The following is a 19848-nucleotide window of genomic DNA, read 5'->3' as shown; positions in this document are numbered from 1 at the left end:
CGCGGCGGGCGGCCGAGCGGTCAGTCCGTGTACGGCACGGTCCAGCGCGGCTCGGGGACCGGCCAACCGGCGTCCCGCAGCGCGCGTCGCGCGAGTTCCCGCGCGGAGTACGGCGTGCGCACGCCGCGGATGTCGCGGTAGTCCTGATGACCGGGACCGGCCCACAGGATCGCGTCTCCCTCTCCGACCATGCCGACGGCGGCGACGATGGCCTCCTCGGGCGGGGAGAACTCGTGGATGTCACCGTCCGGACGGACCGCCAGGGCTCCCTCCCGCAGCGTCGCCCTGATCGATTCCGGATCCTCGAAGCGGGGGTGGTGATCGGTGATCACCAGGATGTCGCTGCCCTCGACGGCGGTGCGCGCCATGTCGAAGCGCTTCGTCGCGTCGCGGTCGCCGTCGGCGCCGAAGAGCATCAGCACCTTGCCGGGCGTCACGCGGCGCACGGCGGCGAGCGTCTTCTCGAACGCGTCGGGCGAGTGCCCGAAGTCGACATAGATCGCCGGGCCGCTCTCGCCGGAGACGAACTCCGTGCGGCCGGGGAGATACGCGCGGATGCCGCCGTCGCGTTGCAGGGTCTCGGCGATCCGCTCCCAGGCGTAGCCGCCCTCCAGCAGCATGACGATCGCGAGACCGGCGTTCGCGGCCATGTGGGGCCCGATCACGGGCACGAGCGTCGTCAGCGAGCGGCCGCCGGGACCGGCGAGCGTGAAGACGGTCCCGTTCTGCCGCTCCTCGTCGATCGTGACCACCCAGTCGGCCTGTGCCGCCGCGTCCGGATCGGCGGCGATGGACGGGGTCGCGATCGTGACCACAGGGATTTCTGCACGCAGGGCCACGACGGCCCCCGACGCCGAGTCGAGGTTCACGACACCGCGGCGGGCGCGATCGGGGCGGAACAGCGGCAGCTTCGCCTCGAAGTACTCCTCCATGTCGGCGTAGTCGTCGAGGTGGTCGTGCGAGAGGTTCGTGAAGCCCGCGACGTCGAAGAGGATCCCGTCGACGCGGTGCCGGGAGAGGGCCTGGGCGCTCACCTCGACCGCGACGGCCTCGACCTGTCGCTCGCGCATGAGCGCGAGGAGGGCGTGCATCTCGGACGCCTCGGGCGTCGTGAGGCGTGAGACGATCACCTGGCCGGCGATGTGCCGCTCCGCGGTGGAGGACAGACCGGTCACGACGCCGAGCTGGTCGAGGATGCCTTCGAGCAGGTGGGAGACGCTGGTCTTGCCGTTCGTCCCGGTCGTGGCGAAGAGCTTCGGCAGCGGGTCGCCCGCGCCGGTGCCGTACACCCAGGCGCTCAGTGCGCCGAGGACGCCGCGGGGGTCATCCACGACGACGATCGGCAGCCCGGCATCGGCGGCGATCTCCGCGCCGTCCTCATCCGTGACGACGGCGACCGCGCCCTTCTCCGCGGCGGTCGCGGCGAAGTCGGCTCCGTGGCGGTTGACGCCGCGGATGGCGACGAACGCCTCTCCCGGGCGGAGATCCGCGGTCGCGAGGGTGATGCCGCTGAGAGTGACGTCCGCGGTGTCTCCGCGGACCTCCTTCCCGAATCGGGCGGCGAGCTCGGTCAGCGCGCGACGGGGTGGGTCGGCGGGACGGAGCACAGGGGGCAGGCTCGGATGATCGATCGTCATGGCGCATCCATGTTCTCATGGCGCACCCCGGAACCCGCCGCCGTACGCGGTCACAGCGGATTCCTCGCCTGCAGGCAGTAGCTTGGGTCCGTGGAAATCCTGCTGTATCTGGGCGGCATCCTCTTCATGCTGATCGGCCTCGGGCTGTCCATCGGCCTGCACGAGGTCGGTCATCTCCTGCCCGCGAAGCTCTTCGGTGTGCGCGTTGGCCAGTACATGATCGGCTTCGGGCCCCGGCTGTGGTCGCGGCGCATCGGTGAGACCGAGTACGGGTTCAAGCTGCTGCCCCTCGGCGGTTTCATCTCGATGTCGGGCATGTACCCGCCCTCGAAGAAGACCGGCCCGGCGAAGGGGCTGTTCCGATCGCTCGTGCAGGACGCGAGGTCGGCGAACGACGAGACGATCGTCGACGGTGCGGAGGAACGGGTGTTCTACCGGCTTCCGGTCTGGAAGCGCGTCGTCGTGATGCTCGGCGGCCCCCTCATGAACCTCCTGCTGGGCATCCTGATCTTCACCGTCCTCGCCTCCGGCATCGGCGTGCAGCAGGGGAGCACGACGGTCGCATCGCTCAGCGAGTGCGTGCTGCCGGCCGGGAGCGCGCAGACCGCGTGCCAGCCCGGCGACCCCGCGTCGCCGGCGGTGAAAGCGGGGATCAAGCCCGATGACGTGCTGGTGAGCGTCGGAGGCACGCAGGTCGCGACCTTCGCCGAGGCGTCGGCGATCATCCAGGCCTCCCCGGGCAAGGAGCTGCCGGTCGTCGTCGACCGCAAGGGGCAGAAGGTCGACCTCACCCTGACTCCGGTTCCCGCACAGCGCGGCGAGGTGGACGCGAGGGGTCGCCCGGTGCTCGACGCCGAGGGCAAGCAGGTGACCCACGAGGTCGGCTACGCCGGCGTGTACGCGCAGCTCGAGTACATGCCCCAGCCCATCGGCACAGGTGCCGAGGCGGCGTTCACCCAGGTGGGCGCCGTGTCGTCGATGATCGTCACGCTGCCCGCGCGTATCTGGGATGTCGGCGTCTCCCTCGTCACAGGCGGCCAGCGTGACCCGAACGGCCCGCTGAGCGTCGTCGGGGTCGGGCGGATCGCCGGTGAGGTGGCGGCGACCGATGCGCCGGTGCTGAACCGTCTGGTGATGCTGCTCAATCTGCTCGGCGCGCTGAACATCGCACTGTTCGTGTTCAACATGATCCCGCTGCTGCCGCTCGACGGGGGGCACATCGTGGTCGCGCTCTGGGAGGGCGTGAAGAAGGCGTGGGCGAAGCTCACCGGGCGGCGTGCTCCGAAACCCGTCGACGCGACGAGGCTCGTCCCGCTGACGGTGGTGGTCGCGGTGCTGATGATCGGCATGGGCGGGCTGCTGCTCGTCGCCGACCTCTTCAACCCGGTGAAGCTCCTGGGCTGAGACTCGTGCGGCGGGGTCGGTCTACGCCAGAGCGTGCTCGGCCAGGCGCTGCAGGGTGCGGATGCCGTCGCGTGACAGGATCGACTCCAGATGCCCCTGCACCGAGGCGAAGCCCTCGCCGCGCAGCGCGTAGACGTCGCCGTTCACCGGATCCGTGGAGACCTCGGCGCCACCGACCTCACCGGTGCCGGGCGCGACGCGTGCGGTGAAGGTGTTGTAGAAGCCCACGGACGCCTCCTCGCCGAACACCGGCACCGTCTTCTGGACGCCCTGATGGGGCGCGTCCAGGGGGACGAGGGGGATCCCGAGCCGATCGGCGAGGATCTGGTGGCTCAGGCACACCGCGAGCAGCGGCGCGCCGGCGTCGAGCCGCCGGGAGACCACCTGCTGCATGCGGGCGATCCGCGGCGAGGCGGAATCGCGCGGGTCGCCGGGGCCCGGGCCCGCGACGACGAGATCGGCGTCGCGGACCTCGTCGTCCGTGACCTCGTGCCACGGGACGATCCGCGCATCGAGGCCGAGATGACGCAGCTGGTGCGCGAGCATCGTCGTGAAGCGGTCCTCGGCATCGACCACGAGCACGCTGCGGCCGGACAGCGGACGCGCACCCTCGGCGTCCTGGGGCTGCATCCAGAACTCCGCGAGCCGGGAGTTGCGCGAGGCGAGCAGCGCGGCGATCTCGGGATCCTCCGCGAGCGTGAGCGGGACACCCGGCTCATCGGCGTCGTCGCGCGCCTCCGCGGCGAGGTCGCGTTCGATCGCGCCGATCGCGCCCAGCACCCCGGCCGCCTTGCCGTGGGTCTCTCCGACCTCTCCCTGGGGATCGGAGTGGCGCACGAGCGTCGCGCCGACCGGCACCCTCAGACGTCCGTCGTCGAGATACACCGTGCGGATGAGGATCGGGGCGTCGAGGTCGTGCCCGCCTCGGCCGTCCGGCGTGAAGAGGGCGGCGACGCCGGAGTAGTAGCCGCGGGGCCGGCGCTCGTGGCGACGGATCACCGTGCAGGCGTTCTGCATCGGCGATCCGGTCACCGTGGGGGCGAACATCGTCTCGCGGAGGATGTCCCGGGGGTCGAGCCTGCTGCGGCCGCGCAGCATGTACTCGGTGTGGGTCAGGCGAGACATCTCCTTGAGGTGCGGACCGGTGATCCGCCCGCCGTCCGAGCACACCTGGCTCATCATCTTGAGCTCTTCGTCGACGACCATGAAGAGCTCCTCGGTCTCCTTCGCAGAGGAGAGGAACTCCGTGAGGGACTCCTTGGTCGCACCTCCCGCCGGATGACGGAAGGTGCCGGAGATCGGATTCATGGTGACGATCCCGTCGCGCGCGACGACGTGCGCCTCGGGGCTCGCGCCCACCGCGACGACGCCGGGGGTGACGACCGCGAACGTCCAGTAGGCACCGCGTTCGTGGGCGAGCAGCGCACGGAACCAGGTCAGCGCCGCGGTGCGGTCGTCGGCGGAGAAGGCGGCCGTGTAGTCGCGCCGGATGACGAAGTTGGCGCCTTCGCCCCGTCCGATCTCCTCGGCGATCACGCGCTCGACGATCGCCGCGTACTCCTCGTCGGAGAGATCGAATCCGCCGTCGCGCAGCGGGATCGGCGCGGAGGGGAGCGCGGCGAGCAGCTCCGCGGCGTCGGAGCGCTCGTGCTCGTCGACGAGGATGCAGCGCAGCGGCGCACCGTCGTCCTGGGCGTCGAATCCGCGCTCGCGCACCTGCCGGTAGGGGATCAGCGCGAAGACGGAACGCGTCTCGTCCAGCGGGATGTCGGCCAGCAGCTCGACATCGCGCACCTCACCGGAGAGCAGCTCGACGCCTCCGTCCCTGGCGATCAGCACGAAGGATGCGGCGGGGTCGGCGGCGAGAGCGCTGAGGCGGTCTGCGACGGTCATCGGTGTCTCCTGATTCGGGGATCCGGTGCGGTGGGAAAGGAAAAGACCGCCCCGGAAGGCGGTCTCGTTCTCGTGGGTACGCGAAACTCCGCCTAGAAGGCGGGCCACCAGGTGCGGTTCGCGGACATGCGCTGAAACTATCACACAGCCGGCATCCGGCCCCGGCATGTGACGGCGGCGTAGGCTGGGGGAGTGCCAGCAGTGAACCTGGGGATGCCGCGCATCCCGGACGTCCTCGCTCCTCGACGCAAGTCCCGCCAGATCAAGGTGGGCAAGGTGCTCGTCGGGGGTGACGCCCCCGTCAGCGTGCAGTCGATGACCACGACGAAGACCACCGACATCAACGGCACCCTCCAGCAGATCGCCGAGCTGACCGCGTCGGGCTGCGAGATCGTGCGCGTCGCAGTGCCGTCCCAGGACGACGCCGACGTGCTGCACATCATCGCGAAGAAGAGCCAGATCCCTGTGATCGCCGACATCCACTTCCAGCCGAAGTACGTGTTCCAGGCGATCGACGCGGGTTGTGCCGCGGTGCGCGTGAACCCGGGGAACATCCGCAAGTTCGACGATCAGGTCGGGGCGATCGCCCAGGCGGCGAAGGACGCCGGCGTGTCGCTCCGCATCGGCGTGAACGCGGGATCCCTCGACCCCCGTCTGCTGCAGAAGTACGGCAAGGCGACTCCCGAGGCGCTCGCGGAGAGCGCACGCTGGGAGGCCTCGCTGTTCGAAGAGCACGACTTCCACGACTTCAAGATCTCGGTCAAGCACAACGACCCGGTCGTGATGGTCAAGGCGTACCGCTTGCTGGCGGCCATGGGCGACTGGCCGCTCCACCTCGGCGTGACCGAGGCGGGGCCCGCGTTCCAGGGAACCATCAAGTCGGCGACCGCCTTCGGGATCCTGCTCGGTGAGGGCATCGGCGACACGATCCGCGTGTCGCTCTCGGCGCCTCCCGCGGAGGAGGTCAAGGTCGGCCACCAGATCCTGCAGTCGCTGAACCTGCGCGAGCGCAAGCTCGAGATCGTCTCGTGCCCGTCCTGCGGTCGTGCGCAGGTGGACGTCTACACGCTCGCCGAGAACGTCACCGAGGGGCTCAAGGACATGACGGTCCCGCTGCGCGTCGCCGTGATGGGCTGTGTCGTGAACGGCCCGGGGGAGGCGCGTGAGGCCGACCTCGGCGTCGCGTCCGGCAATGGCAAGGGGCAGATCTTCGTCAAGGGCGAGGTCATCAAGACGGTGCCCGAGGAGGACATCGTCGCGACCCTCATCGAGGAGGCGAACCGGATCGCCGCCGAGATGGGGCCGGATGCGCCGATCGGGACGGCGCAGGTCCTCACGAAGTAGGCTGCCGCTCATCGGAGAGTCCGACCGCAGAGGAGCTGTCATGAGCGATCCCCTTCCCGCCGCCGCGCAGGCGATGGTCGACGCGATCAACGCCGCGGACACCGACGCGTTCGTCGCGGCGTTCACCGAGGGCGGCTACGTCGACGACTGGGGGCGCGTGCTCCGCGGTCCGGACGGCGTGCGCAGCTGGGCCGGATCGGATGCGATCGGCGCCGGCGCGCGGATGACGATCCTCTCCGCGGACGTCGACGGAGACACCGTCACCACGCGGTTCGGGTGGACCAGCCGTGTGTTCAACGGCGAGTCCACCGGGATCTTCGTCGTCGACGGCGACAGGCTCGCCAGCTTCACGATCCCGCCGAACCACTGACGCTCCGCGGACGACCGGGCCACGCGGAGCAGCGAGTCAGCGAGCGGCATGCGAGAGTGGAGTCATGAGCTCCGAAGCACTCCGCACCCCGACCGTCGTCACCTTTCCTGCGGGCGAGCTGGCGGGCGACGGGACCGTGCTCATCGTGCGGCCGCACGGCGAGGGCGCGATCCTCGTCGTCGACGTGACGCCTTTCCACCCGGTCGACCACACCTGGCCCGACCAGCCGGGCGATTCCGGGACCGTCACGGTCGGCGGCGTCGACCTTGCGGTGTCCGAGGCCGTCATGGGCGCGATCTCTGACGACGGCGAGTTCCGCGTCGGGGCGGACATCCCCGTCAAACGGGGCTCCGAGGGGTGGACCTGGCTCGTCGGCCACATCCTCTCCGGCGCGGCTCCCGAGGATGCGACGGGGGCATCGGCGCACCTCACGGTGGACGCGGGCCGTCGCGCCGGCCTGAGCCGAGGCCACACGGCCTGCCATCTGGCCTCGCTCGCGCTCGACCTTGCGGTCGCGGATCTCTGGCGGAAGGATCCGGGCGCCGATGCGCTGGGCACCCCGGACTTCGAGGGCCGAGCCAACCAGAGCAGCCGCATCGGCGAAGACGGCGCCGTGGACGAGTACCGGCTCGGGAAGAGCCTGCGCAAGGCGGGGTTCGATGCGGAGACCTTCGCCGCCACGCTCGCGGAGCGCGAGCGCGCGATCAACGAGCGGCTGGCGACCTGGGTGGTCTCCGCTGCCCCGAGCCGCATCGACACCGACGGGCCGACCATCGTGGACCGGCGCCGGTGGGTCTGCGATCTGCCGGAGGGCACGGCCTCGATCCTCTGCGGCGGCACCCACGTGCCGTCGCTCTCCGCGTTCTCCTCGATCTCGGTGACGCTCGATCTCAGCGATCCGCAGCTGCTCGTCATGACGACGACGGCGATTCCGGCCTGACACGGTCGGAGGTCAGGGGGCGGCGCGTTCGTCGACACCTCGATCGTCGATCCAGGTGTGCCAGGGGGTGATCGTGCGGACGAAGGCGATCGCATCGAAGGCCTCGCGCACCGCCAGCGGCTGCAGGACGTCACCGTTGTGCAGGCCCGCGCTGCGGTCGAGAGCGGTCGCCGCCTCCGGAGGGAGGCGGCGCAGATCGATGAGGACATCGCCCGTGCCTGTCCGGGCGATCGCCGCGTCGACGCTGTCTTCACGCAGGGGTGCGAGAGGCTGCACGAAAGGGCGGGAGTGCCCGGGGGGATCCTCGGGATCCGGGCGATGCAGCCACGCCTCACCGCCGCCGAACGCGGTGCCGATCACGACGAGGTCGTCGCCGAGGGCGGCGGACAGATGTCCGCCCATCGTCGCCATCGGCTCCGGCACGAAAGGAGGCGCCGAGAACGGCGTCCTCTGGACGTGGCCGTTCGCCGCCGCGACCAGGATCCGCGGCTCCCGGTCCAGGAGACGCTCCACGGACTCGGCCATCCAGGCATCGCGGATGTTCGCGGCGGGCCAGGTGCGCGTGGGGCCGCTGGTCATCGCGTGCAGGAAGTCATCGGCGGCGCGGGCGCTCTCCGCGGCGCGGATCGCCTCGTCGACGCGGGCCGCCGGTGCCAGGAGGCGCATGTCGGTGCGACGCGCCCTCATCCGGGCGACCAGGTCTCCGATCGCGGAGGAGAGCCGACGCTGGAGATCGGCGTCGAGCGCGAGATAGGCCTGGATGGCCGTGGCCGACTGGGCGAGCCCGGTGCGGTCCTCCGGGAGGTAGTCGAACAGCGGCAGGACCTCCTGGCGGACGTGCGCCGCGTACGCGGGATCGGCCCGGTCCAGCAGCTCCAGCGCCGCCACGACGCCGGGGAACGCGCTCGCCGAGGAGTCGGGGACGTCCATGCCGGCGAAGCGCACCGGATGCTCCCCTCCGGCGTTGCGCTGTCGCATCCAGGTGAGCTGGTCGAGCATCTCCTCGCATGCGCCGAAGCGGTAGGTGATCCCCGCGCTCAGCGCCGCTCGGAGGCCGCCGGTCCCCTCGCGCAGCCAGTCGTCGACGCGCAGCCCCTCCGGGAGGCCGCTCTCCATCACGAGCGTCGTGAACCCGGCGCGCCGGACCAGGAATCGGAAGATCCGGTGCCGAAGCGCGAGGAACTCGTGTACGCGGTGCATCGACTCGCCGACGGCGACCACCCTCGCATCGCCGACGATGTCGAGCATCGGTTCGAGGTCGGAGTCGTCCGGATCATCGGGGTCGACGGTGCGCAGGCGCGGCGCCTCGGCGCGCAGCCAACGTCCGAGCGGGTCGGTCTGCTCCTCCACGCCGTTCAGCGTACGCCCGGGGTTAGCATCGAAGGCGCACCCGGCATCGACGCGACGGAGGACGGCCATGAAGACGCGGACACTCGGACGGGGACTCCAGGTCTCGGCCATCGGGCTGGGGTGTATGGGGATGTCGCAGAGCTATGGCCCGAATCCCGGGACGCGCGAGGAGATGATCGAGGTACTGCGGACCGCTGTCGACCTCGGCGTGACGCTCTTCGACACGGCCGAGGTGTACGGGCCCTTCGCCAACGAGGAGCTCGTCGGTGAGGCGCTGGCACCCGTCCGCGACCGCGTGGTGATCGCCACGAAGTTCGGCTGGCGCATCGAGGCCGGCAGGAGCACGGGGCTGGACAGTCGCCCCGCGCACATCCGCGAGGTCGCCGAGGAGTCGCTCCGACGACTGCGGACCGACACGATCGACCTTCTCTACCAGCACCGCGTCGACCCCGATGTCCCGATCGAGGACGTCGCCGGAACGGTGGCGGAGCTCATCGCCGAGGGGAAGGTCCGCCACTTCGGGCTCTCCGAGGCGTCGGCGGCGACGATCCGCCGGGCGCATGCGGTCCACCCGGTCACCGCCCTGCAGAGCGAGTACTCCCTGTGGACGCGGGATCCGGAGACCGAGGTGCTGCCGGTCCTCGCCGAGCTGGGCATCGGCTTCGTGCCCTTCAGCCCGCTCGGCAGAGGGTTCCTCGCCGGGGGCGTCGACGGATCCACCGTCTTCGCCGCCGACGACATGCGCGCGGGTCTGCCCCGCTTCAGCGAGGCGAACCGGGCGGCGAACGGTGCGCTGGTCGACCACGTCGCCGAGCTCGCCAGAGCCAAGGGGGCGACGCCGGGACAGATCGCCCTCGCCTGGCTCCTCGCGCAGGAGCCCTGGATCGTGCCGATCCCGGGGACGCGGCGGGTGTCGCGCATCCAGGAGAACATCGGCGCCGCCGACGTGGGGCTCACGCCGGGGGAGCTCGCCGACCTGGATACCCTCGCGGAGCGGATCGGCGTGCACGGGGAGCGGTACAACGCCGCGCAGATGGGAACGATCGACCGTTAGAGAGCGCCTCCCGATGCGCTGCAGGTGTGACGGGAGCCCCGGCAGGGCCGGTGGAACGGATCGCGGTGGACGGAGAGCTCCGCGCCTGCGGCCGACGACGTTCCCGCAGGGGTCCTCGCCATCGGTGCCGGGCCCCGGAACGGCGGCAGCGGCAGCGCCCGCCGCTCCGGCTTCCGTGGCCGACGCGCCCGCGCCTGTGGCTCCGCGGCGGGCGCCGACTCTGGGGTACATAGGTCTGGGCGTGGCCGTCTCTGTCGAAGATCGGGGGCGGGCTGCGGTGAGTCCTGGACCGCGGGCGGTGCATATCCGACGATCACGACGTCGTCGAAGCGTCGCTCAGAACCGCGCCAGCGCTTCCGAGAGCAGCCGGTGCCCCTGCTGCTCGAAGGCGGTGTCGCCGACCTTGAACGCCCAGCACGCGGTGCCGACGGCTTCGCGCAGCAGATGCAGCGGCCAGAGGACGGGATCGCGGGGATCCTCGCCGTATCCGTCGAAGAAGGCGCGCTCCAGATCGGGGCGTCCGCGCCACTGCTGTCCGGCGAGCCGGCCCAGATCGGAGTTCGCGGGGCGGAAGGCGAACCTCCCGAAGTCGATCACCCGGATGACCCCGTCGCCGGCCTCCGCGTCGGGGGAGATCAGCCAGTTCCGGGGCTGCCAGTCACCGTGTGCCGGCACCACACGGACGGAGGGGGTCTCCGCTCTCTCGAGGATGCGTCGTGCCGCCCTCTCGGCGTCGGGATCGACCCGGTGGGGCTGGTCGAGCCACCCCAAGGCGCGGTCGGTTGCGATCCTCTCGTGGTCGGGGTCCTCGCGCGTCTCCTGCGCGTGCAGGCGGCGGAGGAGGTCGCCCGCCTGCACGTAGGTGTCCGGTCGCCACTCGGCCGGCGTGCCCTCCACGAGAACGCCGGGCAGGTGCTCGAGGAGCATCACGCGGAGGTCGGGGTCGGCGTCGAGCATCCGCGCGGCGTGACCGGAGGAGGTGAGGGCGGCGGTGCGCCGCGGATGGGCGGCGATCTCCCGTCCGATGTGATGGTTCTCCGGCCCGCCGGCCTTCACCACGTAGTCCGCGCCGCCGGAGCGCACGCGGAGCACCGTCGACGCCATGAGCCGCCATGACATGTCGCGCACGAGCACGGCATCGGGCAGGCGTTCGCGCAGCCAGTCGCGCTGCTCCGGGTCCAGCGGGAGCGGGACGGTCATCGGGCGGTGCCGGGCGCGGCGAAGGAGATCTTCCCGGAGGCGATCTCCGCCGACTGCAGGCGCAGGCGCACGACGGCACCCGGGGTTGTCCCCTCGGGGACGGGGGCGCGTGCGGTCACGGCGGGCTCGGTCAGCTGCACGGTGGCGACGCCGTCTCCGTTCGCCGGCCGGATCACGGCGGCGTCGAACTCCTCCCCGACGTGCGGGGCGAGGAGCGCGGCCTCCACGTGGTCGATCGTCTGCGCGTTGAGCTGGGAGGAGCGGGCGGAGGAGTCCTGCATCAGCTTCGGCAGCTCGGAGAGGCCCTCGCGGGCCCAGTCCGCGATCTCCCGTCCCTCGGAGACCGCGAGGGAGATCGCCAGCGACCAGCGGTCGACCAGCCGCCGCAGTGGCGCGGTGGCGTGGGCGTAGGGCGCGCCGATCGCCGCCTGCATCGTCTGCTCGGGAGCCGCCCCGTCGAAGGCCACGTAGCCGGCGCCCCGGAATAGGGCGCTCGCCGCCTCGAGCACCGGCAGGGTCAGCGGGTCGGCACGATCGAGGCCGCGGAGATAGTCGCCGTACCGACCATCGGTCCAGGGGCGTCCGAGGGCCTCGGTCTGCCGGCGGAAGGTCGCGAAGGCCTCGTCGTCCGGCTGCGGCATCGTGCGCAGCACGCCGACCTTCGCGCCGAGCATCAGGTCGGCGGCCGCCATCCCGGTCATCAGCGACAGCTGGGCGTTCCAGTCCTCGACGGGGAGCGGGTGCCTCCGCTCGATCCGATAGGCGCCGTCGTCGCCGCGGACCACCTCGGCGTCGGGAAGGTTGAGGCTCGCGCCGCCCCGCGCGGCCTCCTGCTCGAGTCGGAGGCGTCCGACCTCGGGGAGCAGCGCGGCGGGGGAGTCCTGTCCCGCGTCGAGGGCCGCCTGCGTCGAGGCGTAGTCCAGCTGCGCCCGGGAGCGGATCAGCGCCCGCTCGAGGCGGGTGTCGGTCGCGACGCCGTCGCCGTCCAGCACGAAGGTCCACACCAATGCGGGGCGTTCTTGCTCCGGCAGGAGGGATGCGCTGCCCTCGCTGAGCACCGGCGGATGCAGCGGGATGGATCCGTCGGCGGCGTACAGGGTCTGCCCGCGCGAACGGGCCGCGGCGTCGAGTGCGCCGCCGGGGACGATGAACCCCGGCACGTCGGCGATCGCATAGCGCACCGTGTAGCCGCGGCCCGTGCGCTCGAGCTGGAACGCCTGATCCAGGTCCCTCGAGCCCAGCGGGTCGAGGGTGGCGAAAGGGATCTCCCGCAGGTCGAGCCCGGGCGGTGCGGCGGTCGCCCGCTCCGCCTCGGCGACGGCTTCGGGCGGGAACGGCACATCGAACGGCGCACGCACGGCCTCGAGGGCGGCGGCCAGCTCGCTCTGCGCGACGGAGGATGCGATGTGCGATCGGCGCTGAGGCATGGGGTCAGCCTATGCGCATCGGCCCTCGCGTCCCCGCAGGCGACTAGCGTGAGATCCATGAGCATCTCCTCCTCCGCAGCCGCCCTCGCCGGCCTCTACGCCGCTCCGCAGATCCTTCGCGTCGTCAACGTGTGGGACGTCGTCTCCGCCCAAGCGGTCGCCGCCCTTCCCGGGACGACGGCGATCGCGACCGCAGGGCACTCGATCGCGTCGACCTTCGGCTACGCCGACGGCCAGATCCCTCGTGAGCTCATGATCGACATGGTCGGCCGGATCGCCGCCGCTGTGGAGCTACCTGTCACCGCCGACCTCGACGACGGCTATGGAGACGCGGGGGAGGCCACCCGCCTGGCGATCGGCGCCGGAGTGGTGGGCGCCAACGTCGAGGACCGGTTGAAGCCCTTCGCGGAGTCGGTCGCCCAGGTGGAGGCGATCATCAAGGCCGGCGAGGCCGAGGGCGTCCCGTTCGTGCTGAACGCCCGTACGGACGCGATCGTCCGCGGTGGGGACAAGCCGCTCGCCGACAAGCTCCGCGACGCGGTGGAGCGCGGGCGTGCGTACCTCGACGCCGGCGCGACGGCCGTGTTCGTGCCCGGCGTGCTCGACGCCGACGCCACGCGCACGCTCGTCGATGGGATCGGCGCGGGCAGGCTCAGCGTCATCGGACTGCCCGGCGCGCTCACGGCCGCGGAGTACGAGGCACTCGGCGTGGCGCGCATCTCGTACGGGCCGCTACCCCAGCGCGTCGCGCTCACCGCGCTGCAGGACGTGGCATCGAGCCTGTACGCCGACGGCGTGATCCCGGCGAGCACCCGCGCACTGAACTGACCCCTCGCCCGATCGGCAGGCGGTGTCACGGATCGCGGGCGGATCCGACCGGATGCTCTGCGGTTCGTGACACCACCCGTAGGAGGGGCGGCGGAGGGGGCTCCCGGTCGTCACTAGACTTGTGCCGTGGTCACCCGTCTCTCTCAGCTCTTCGTCCGCACGCTGCGCGAGGACCCGGCCGATGCCGAGGTCCGCAGCCACAAGCTCCTGGTGCGCGCCGGCTACATCCGTCGCCAGGCCGCCGGCATCTTCGCCTGGCTGCCTCTGGGGCTGCGCGTGCGCGCCCGGATCGAGGCGATCATCCGCGAGGAGATGGCCGCCGCCGGCGCGCAGGAGGTCCACTTCCCGGCGCTGATGCCGCGCGAGGCCTACGAAGCGACCGGTCGCTGGGAGGAGTACGGCGATCTGCTGTTCCGGCTGCAGGATCGCAAGGGCGGCGACTACCTCCTCGCCCCGACCCACGAGGAGGCCTTCACCCTGCTCGTGAAGGACCTCTACTCCTCGTACAAGGACCTGCCCTTGACGATCTACCAGATCCAGGACAAGTACCGCGACGAGGCGCGGCCGCGCGCCGGCCTCCTGCGCGGGCGCGAGTTCACGATGAAGGACGCCTATTCCTTCGACGCCTCGGACGCGGGGCTCGACGTCTCCTACCAGGCGCAGCGCGACGCCTATGAGCGCATCTTCCAGCGCCTCGGCATGGAGTACGTCATCGTCCAGGCCGATGCCGGGGCGATGGGCGGCTCGCGCAGCGAGGAGTTCCTGCACCCGACGCCGATCGGTGAGGACACGTTCGTGCGCTCAGCGGGCGGATATGCCGCGAACGTCGAGGCCTACGCGACCCCGGCCCGCGATGCGGTCCCGTTCGACGCCTCCGGCGCGCCCGTCGTCTTCGACTCGCCGAACACGCCGACGATCGAGACCCTCGTGGCGCACAGCAACACGGTGCTCGACGGGGCGTACACCGCGGCGGACACGCTGAAGAACGTCGTCCTCGCGCTCACGCACCTCGACGGCTCCCGTGAGCTCGTGATCGTCGGCATCCCGGGAGACCGCGACGTCGACGAGAAGCGCGCGGAGGTCGCCTTCGCCCCGGCCGAGGTCGAGCCCGCCACCGATGCCGACTTCGCGAAGAACCCCCTGCTGGTGCGCGGCTACATCGGCCCGTGGAGCGCCGAGGGCGCCGTACTGGGCGAGGAGTCCGCGACCGGAATCCGGTATCTCCTCGACCCGCGCGTCGTCGAGGGCACGAGCTGGATCACCGGAGCGAACATCGACCAGAAGCACGCGGTCGGCGTGGTCGCGGGACGCGACTTCGCGGCCGACGGTTTCGTGGAGGTCGCCAGCGTGCGTGACGGCGACGAGGCCCCCGACGGCTCCGGGCCGGTCACCCTGGCCCGCGGCATGGAGATCGGACACGTCTTCCAGCTCGGACGGAAGTACGCCGAGGCGCTCGGCCTGAAGGTGCTCGACGAGAACGGCAAGCTCGCCACGGTGACGATGGGCTCCTACGGGATCGGCGTCACCCGCATCCTCGCGGCGATCGCCGAGTTGAACAGTGACGACAAGGGCCTCATCTGGCCCGAGGCGATCGCGCCGTTCGGCGTGCACGTGATCGCCACCGGCAAGGACGAGGTCGCCTACGAACTGGCCGCGTCGCTGGCGGCCGGCATCGAGGGGACGGGGCGCGAGGTGCTCTACGACGACCGTCCGAAGGTGTCGCCGGGCGTGAAGTTCGGCGACGCCGAGCTGCTGGGCGTGCCGACCATCGTCATCGTGGGACGCGGCGCCGCCGACGGCCAGGTCGAGCTGTGGGACCGCCGATCCGGAGAGCGTGAGACGATCCCCGCGTCGGAGCTGATCGCCCGCCTGGGCTGAGTCCGCGGGATGACGGCCGCGCGGCCGCGGTCAGTCCTCCGGCAGCTCGCAGTCGAGCACGATGCGCACGTAGGACATGATGTTGCCGCGGAAGACCTGGGGATCGAGCTCGAAGCCGATCAGCGGGTAGAGGTCGTACGCGTCCTCCAGCGCCACGATGTTGCGCGAGATGGTCGTGAGGTCCGTCTGCGGGCGGAAGGCACCGGTCGCCGCGCCGATCTCGATCGTCGATCGGTAGAGGGAGACCTGACGCTCGACGATCGACCGGTGCAGCGGACGGTACTGCGGCTGGTCGCGGAGCAGAGGGATGCTCTCGTACGCCATCCGCAGATGGTCGCTGATCGTATCGGGGACGCCCGCGACGATGAGCTTCTTCAGGCGGCGGGCGGGATCCGGCTCGCTCTCGGCGATGGTGCGCCGGCGGTCGTACATCTCCTCCAGCACGCCCTCGACCGTGGCGTACATGAGGTCGTCGAAGCTGGGGAAGTAGTAGAGCACGCTCCCGGTGCTCATCGACGCCTCCGCGGCGACGGCCCGCACGTTCGTCCCTCCGAGCCCGCTCCGCCCGGCGACCCGCCGCGTGGCGGAGATCAGCTCCGCGCGGCGCGCGGCGTGCTTCGGCTGGCCTGCCACCGGGTGCCCCCTCGTTCTCGGGCGTCTCAGTCCTCGTCGGGGACGTACGCGGTCAACTCAGCATAGTGTTCGGGGCGTCGCGCCCTGATGACGAAGCCGACCACCACGCCCGCGACGAACAGCAGCGGGATCGGCGCCAGCAGCGCGCCGTTGACGGGGCCTTCCAGCCCCGAGACGAGGTCGAAGTTGAGCGCGATGAGGACCACGCCGATCAGCAGTCCGACAGCACCCAGGGCCGGGGCGACGATCACCCGCCAGACGCTGTGCCCCCGCCGATCCCGGAGGAAGAAGCCGACGACGGAGATCGCGGCCACGCCCTGCGCCAGCACGAGGCCGGCCACGCCGATCGAGTACACCGGGAGGGCGAAGCCGAGGAAGGGGTCGGCGCCGCTGAGCATCGTGACGAGGATCGCGAGGAGGGACAGCGCGGAGAGCGCGAGGCTCGCATGATGCGGGGCCTTGGTCTTCTCCTGCGTCTCGCCGAACCAGGCGGGCAGCAGCCGCTCCCGGCCCATCGCGAAGAGGTAGCGGGAGCAGGCGTTGTGGAACGCCAGCAGGCAGGCGAAGAAGCTCGTGACGATCAGCACCCTCATCGTGATGCCCGCCCAGGCGCCGAGGTACTGGTCGCCCGCATGGAACACCATGTCCTGGAAGTCGTCCTGCATGGCCAGCTTCAGCACGCCGTCGATTCCGAACGCGACGGTGAGGATCCAGAACGTGAAGCCGTAGAACACGCCGAGGAAGGCGATCGCGATGTAGGTGGCGGCGGGCACGGTGCGCCCGGGGTCCTTCGCCTCCTCCGTGTAGATCGCGGTGCTCTCGAAGCCGAGGTAGGCGCCGAAACCGAAGACGAACAGGGCGCCGCTCCCCGCCGCGAAGAAGACGTTCTGCGGAGCGAAGGAGGCGAGGGAGACGGGCTCCGGGCCGCCCTGCACGAGCACGGCGACGGAGAGGACGAGGAGGATCGCGACCTCCGCGGTGAGCAGGACGGCCAGCACCTTGGCGCCCACGTCGATCTTGCGATAGCCGAGCACGGCGACGATGAGGAAGGCGGCGATCGCGTAGACCGTCCAGGGCAGCTCGATCCCGAAGAGGGAGGAGAAGGTCATCTCGCCGAAGAAGCCCACGAACCCGTAGAAGCAGATGCAGAGCGCGGCGTAGGAGAAGATCGTGACGAACACGATCCCGATGCCCACGGGCTTGCCGAGGCCGCGCGCGCCGTAGACGTAGAACGCCCCGGTGTTGCGGACATAGCGCGACATCGCGGTGAACCCGACGGCGAAGAGCATCAGGACGACCCCGCTGGCGAGCATGGCGCCGGGACCGCCGATCCCCGCGATCCGGAAGTCGGTGGCCGCGGCGCTGGCCACGACGGTGAGCGGGGCGGCCGCCGAGACGACGAAGAAGACGATCGCCCAGACGCCCAGCCTTCGGCGGGCGAGGGAGGTGCTGGTCGTCGTGGGCAGGATTTTCGACTGGGACATCATCGGCTCCAGGATCGGGGTCTGCGTTTCGGGAGGCAGCGGCAGAGCTGCTTGAACAGTGATTCAAGAGTGTCAGTCGAGAAAAGTCAAGCAAATATTCAAATCGTCGCTTAAGATCTGAACATTCGTTCAAGACAGAATCGGAGTCATCGATGACAACGGAGCCTGTTCTCCTCCCGGCATCCGCCGGCGCCGCGCCGCGTGCACGCGACCTCGGCGTCCCGTTCCGCGGGCAGCCGGGGCGCCACGGAGCGATCACCGACGTCCCGGGGGTGGAGGTCGGCTGCGTCACCCTGATCGAGGGGGAGGGGGAGCGGGCGGTGCGTACCGGCGTCACCGCGATCCTCCCGCGCGGGAGGGGCGGCGTCGGCGACGCCTGCGCCGCCGCGGTGCACTCCTTCAACGGCAACGGGGAGCTGACCGGCCGGAGCTGGATCGACGAGGCGGGAGCCCTCACCCTGCCGGTGGCGATCACCAGCTCGCACGCCGTCGGAGCCGTGCACTCGGGTGTCGAGGCATGGGTGGCGAGGCATGCTCCGGAGGTCGCCGCGGAGTGGATGCTCCCGGTCGTCGGGGAGACCTGGGACGGCTACCTCCACGACATCAACGGCGGCCATGTCCGACCGGAGCATGCGGAGGCCGCGCTGGACGCGGCGACCGGAGGCGCCGTCCCGGAGGGGAACGTCGGGGGAGGCACCGGCATGAACTGCTACGGCTTCAAGGGCGGGACGGGAACCTCGTCCCGGGTGGTGCCGATCGGGGACGAGCGGTACGCCGTGGGCGTGCTCGTGCAGGCGAACTTCGGTGCGCGCGAGGAGCTCGAGCTCGCCGGCATCCGGATCGGGGCGGGTTCGGCCGCGCCCAATCGAATGGAGACCGAGGACTGGCTGCGTCGTGATGGAGAGCGGCTGCGGTCGCGTCCGGGAGCCGGGAGCGCGATCGTGGTGATCGCGACGGACGCACCGCTGCTCCCCGGGCAATGCGCCGCGCTCGCCCGCCGTGGTCCGCTGGGCCTCGCTCGCAGCGGCACGGCGGGAGGGCATTTCTCCGGTGACATCATGCTCGCCTTCTCGACGGCCAACTCCGGGGCGCTCGCCTCGCGGCTGCCCGGTGAGGAGCCGGTGGCCCACGAGCGGCTGCGCATCCTGCCGTGGGGGCGGATCGATCCGCTCCTGACCGCCGTCGTCCAGGCGGTCGACGAGGCGGTGTGGAACGCCCTGATCGCCGCCGAGGACATGACGGGCCGGAGCGGCCACTTCAGCCCCGCGCTCCCGCACGAGGAGGTGCGCGCCGCCGTCGCGCGGCTTGCGGCGCGCTGATCCGCACGGGTCGCCGGACGTGCGAGGGTAGAGGCATGACCACGCCGTCCGACGCTCTCGCCGCCGACATCCGCTCCCGCATCGAAGGGCTGCTCGATGCCGCCGGCATCCGTAGCGACCGCACGCTGATCGGCCGGATGCTCCAGACCTCGACGGACCTCGGGCTCGACGCGACCGATCGGCTCGACCTGAAGATCGCCTCCGCGGCCCTGAGCGAGATGCGTGACGCGTTCCGGCTCTTCGCGCCGCTCGCGGGCGCCTCGAAGGTGACGATCTTCGGATCGGCCCGCACGCGGCAGGACGACCCGCTGTACCGTCAGGCGCACGACGTGGCCGAGAAGCTCGCACGGGAGGGGTGGATGGTCGTCACGGGAGCCGGGCCCGGGATCATGCAGGCCGGAGCCGAGGGGGCCGGACGCGAGATGTCGATCGGCGTGTCGATCCGGCTGCCCTTCGAGGAGAAGGCCAACGCGGTCGTCTCGGAGGACTCCCACCTCGTGTCCATGAAGTACTTCTTCACCCGCAAGCTGATGCTCATGAAGGAGTCCCGGGGCTTCGTATGCCTCCCCGGCGGGTTCGGCACCATGGACGAGATGTTCGAGCTCCTGACGCTGCAGCAGACCGGCAAGGCGGAGCCGATGCCGATCGTCCTGCTCGATGAGCCGGGCGGCACGTTCTGGCAGGGGCTGTCGACCTTCGTCTCGCAGAACCTGGAGGCGGGCGGGTACATCTCCCCGGGCGATCTCGGGAGGGCGCTGATCACCGACTCCGTCGATGCGGCCGTGGCGGAGATCCTGGGGTTCTGGCGCAACTACGACTCGCTGCGCTGGGTGGGGGACCGGCTCGTGCTGCGGCTGCGTCACGAGCCGACCGACGCGGAGATCGATGAGCTGAACGACCGATTCGGGGATCTGCTGCTGCGCGGTCGCATCGAGCGCTCCGAGCCCCTCGCCCCCGAGCGCGCCGACCACGACCTGCTCGACCTCCCGCGCGTGACCCTGGTCCTCAACCAGTACAAAGTGGGTTCCCTGCACCTGCTGATCCGCGCGATCAACCGCCTGCCGTCGGCCGCCTGAGGGCTCGTGCT

At 71.0% G+C, this 19848-nt stretch carries 16 protein-coding genes; 9 read left to right on the top strand and 7 right to left on the bottom strand.

The annotated features are described in order from the left end of the window. Positions 1-20: 20 nt before the first annotated feature. The gene (locus ABWO84_RS01705) at positions 21-1637 is read right to left on the bottom strand and encodes a Mur ligase family protein (protein WP_353111867.1); all 1617 of its coding nucleotides are present in this window, start codon (positions 1635-1637) and stop codon (positions 21-23) included. A 90-nt stretch (positions 1638-1727) separates the two neighbouring features. On the opposite strand from ABWO84_RS01705, the gene ABWO84_RS01700 reads away from it, so the two are divergent. After that, positions 1728-3041 carry a M50 family metallopeptidase gene (locus ABWO84_RS01700; protein ID WP_353111865.1) on the top strand — a complete coding sequence of 438 codons (1314 nt, stop codon included), beginning with the start codon at positions 1728-1730 and terminating at the stop codon, positions 3039-3041. A 21-nt stretch (positions 3042-3062) separates the two neighbouring features. Here the strand turns inward: ABWO84_RS01700 and ABWO84_RS01695 are convergent, their stop codons facing one another. Then, positions 3063-4934, bottom strand: coding sequence for an anthranilate synthase family protein (locus ABWO84_RS01695; protein WP_353111863.1), 1872 nt, complete (start codon positions 4932-4934; stop codon positions 3063-3065). Between the two features lie 192 nt (positions 4935-5126). Between ABWO84_RS01695 and ispG the strand changes: the two genes are divergently transcribed. The 3 genes from ispG (at position 5127) to ABWO84_RS01680 (ending at position 7588) form a co-directional block, all read left to right on the top strand. Continuing rightward, entirely contained in the window at positions 5127-6278 is a 1152-nt protein-coding gene (gene ispG, locus ABWO84_RS01690; protein WP_353111861.1) for a flavodoxin-dependent (E)-4-hydroxy-3-methylbut-2-enyl-diphosphate synthase, read from the top strand. A 40-nt stretch (positions 6279-6318) separates the two neighbouring features. Further along, on the top strand, positions 6319-6648 hold the full coding sequence (locus ABWO84_RS01685) for a nuclear transport factor 2 family protein (protein WP_353111859.1): 330 nt from the start codon (positions 6319-6321) through the stop codon (positions 6646-6648). A 64-nt stretch (positions 6649-6712) separates the two neighbouring features. Further along, a complete protein-coding gene (locus ABWO84_RS01680; RefSeq protein WP_353111857.1) occupies positions 6713-7588 on the top strand; it encodes an alanyl-tRNA editing protein in 876 nt (291 codons plus the stop codon). 12 nt (positions 7589-7600) lie between these two features. On the opposite strand, the gene ABWO84_RS01675 is transcribed toward ABWO84_RS01680, so the two are convergent. Then, complete coding sequence (locus ABWO84_RS01675) at positions 7601-8938, bottom strand: erythromycin esterase family protein (RefSeq protein WP_353111855.1); 1338 nt, start codon at positions 8936-8938, stop codon at positions 7601-7603. A gap of 67 nt (positions 8939-9005) precedes the next feature. Between ABWO84_RS01675 and ABWO84_RS01670 the strand changes: the two genes are divergently transcribed. Beyond that, a complete protein-coding gene (locus ABWO84_RS01670) occupies positions 9006-9992 on the top strand; it encodes an aldo/keto reductase (protein WP_353111853.1) in 987 nt (328 codons plus the stop codon). Between the two features lie 336 nt (positions 9993-10328). Here the strand turns inward: ABWO84_RS01670 and ABWO84_RS01665 are convergent, their stop codons facing one another. After that, positions 10329-11192, bottom strand: a complete 864-nt coding sequence (locus ABWO84_RS01665) for an aminoglycoside phosphotransferase family protein (protein ID WP_353111851.1) — start codon at positions 11190-11192, stop codon at positions 10329-10331. Then, positions 11189-12619 carry an RNB domain-containing ribonuclease gene (locus ABWO84_RS01660; protein WP_353111849.1) on the bottom strand — a complete coding sequence of 477 codons (1431 nt, stop codon included), beginning with the start codon at positions 12617-12619 and terminating at the stop codon, positions 11189-11191. The genes ABWO84_RS01665 and ABWO84_RS01660 overlap by 4 nt, the downstream gene beginning before the upstream one ends. A gap of 57 nt (positions 12620-12676) precedes the next feature. Between ABWO84_RS01660 and ABWO84_RS01655 the strand changes: the two genes are divergently transcribed. Both ABWO84_RS01655 and ABWO84_RS01650 read left to right on the top strand, forming a co-directional pair. Beyond that, positions 12677-13447 carry an isocitrate lyase/PEP mutase family protein gene (locus ABWO84_RS01655; protein WP_353111847.1) on the top strand — a complete coding sequence of 257 codons (771 nt, stop codon included), beginning with the start codon at positions 12677-12679 and terminating at the stop codon, positions 13445-13447. Between the two features lie 126 nt (positions 13448-13573). Further along, on the top strand, positions 13574-15325 hold the full coding sequence (locus ABWO84_RS01650) for a proline--tRNA ligase (protein ID WP_353111845.1): 1752 nt from the start codon (positions 13574-13576) through the stop codon (positions 15323-15325). Between the two features lie 30 nt (positions 15326-15355). Here the strand turns inward: ABWO84_RS01650 and ABWO84_RS01645 are convergent, their stop codons facing one another. Together ABWO84_RS01645 and ABWO84_RS01640 are read right to left on the bottom strand one after the other, a co-directional pair. Next, complete coding sequence (locus ABWO84_RS01645) at positions 15356-15958, bottom strand: TetR/AcrR family transcriptional regulator (RefSeq protein WP_353111844.1); 603 nt, start codon at positions 15956-15958, stop codon at positions 15356-15358. A 26-nt stretch (positions 15959-15984) separates the two neighbouring features. Beyond that, the gene (locus tag ABWO84_RS01640) at positions 15985-17442 is read right to left on the bottom strand and encodes an APC family permease (RefSeq protein ID WP_353111842.1); all 1458 of its coding nucleotides are present in this window, start codon (positions 17440-17442) and stop codon (positions 15985-15987) included. A gap of 152 nt (positions 17443-17594) precedes the next feature. On the opposite strand from ABWO84_RS01640, the gene ABWO84_RS01635 reads away from it, so the two are divergent. Continuing rightward, a complete protein-coding gene (locus ABWO84_RS01635) occupies positions 17595-18761 on the top strand; it encodes a DmpA family aminopeptidase (RefSeq protein WP_353111840.1) in 1167 nt (388 codons plus the stop codon). A gap of 35 nt (positions 18762-18796) precedes the next feature. After that, positions 18797-19837, top strand: a complete 1041-nt coding sequence (locus ABWO84_RS01630; protein WP_353111838.1) for an LOG family protein — start codon at positions 18797-18799, stop codon at positions 19835-19837. Positions 19838-19848: the final 11 nt, after the last annotated feature.

Origin of the sequence: Microbacterium sp., from assembly GCF_040394595.1 — a bacterium.
GTDB lineage: Bacteria > Actinomycetota > Actinomycetes > Actinomycetales > Microbacteriaceae > Microbacterium.
This window is presented reverse-complemented; position numbering and strand designations above follow the sequence as displayed.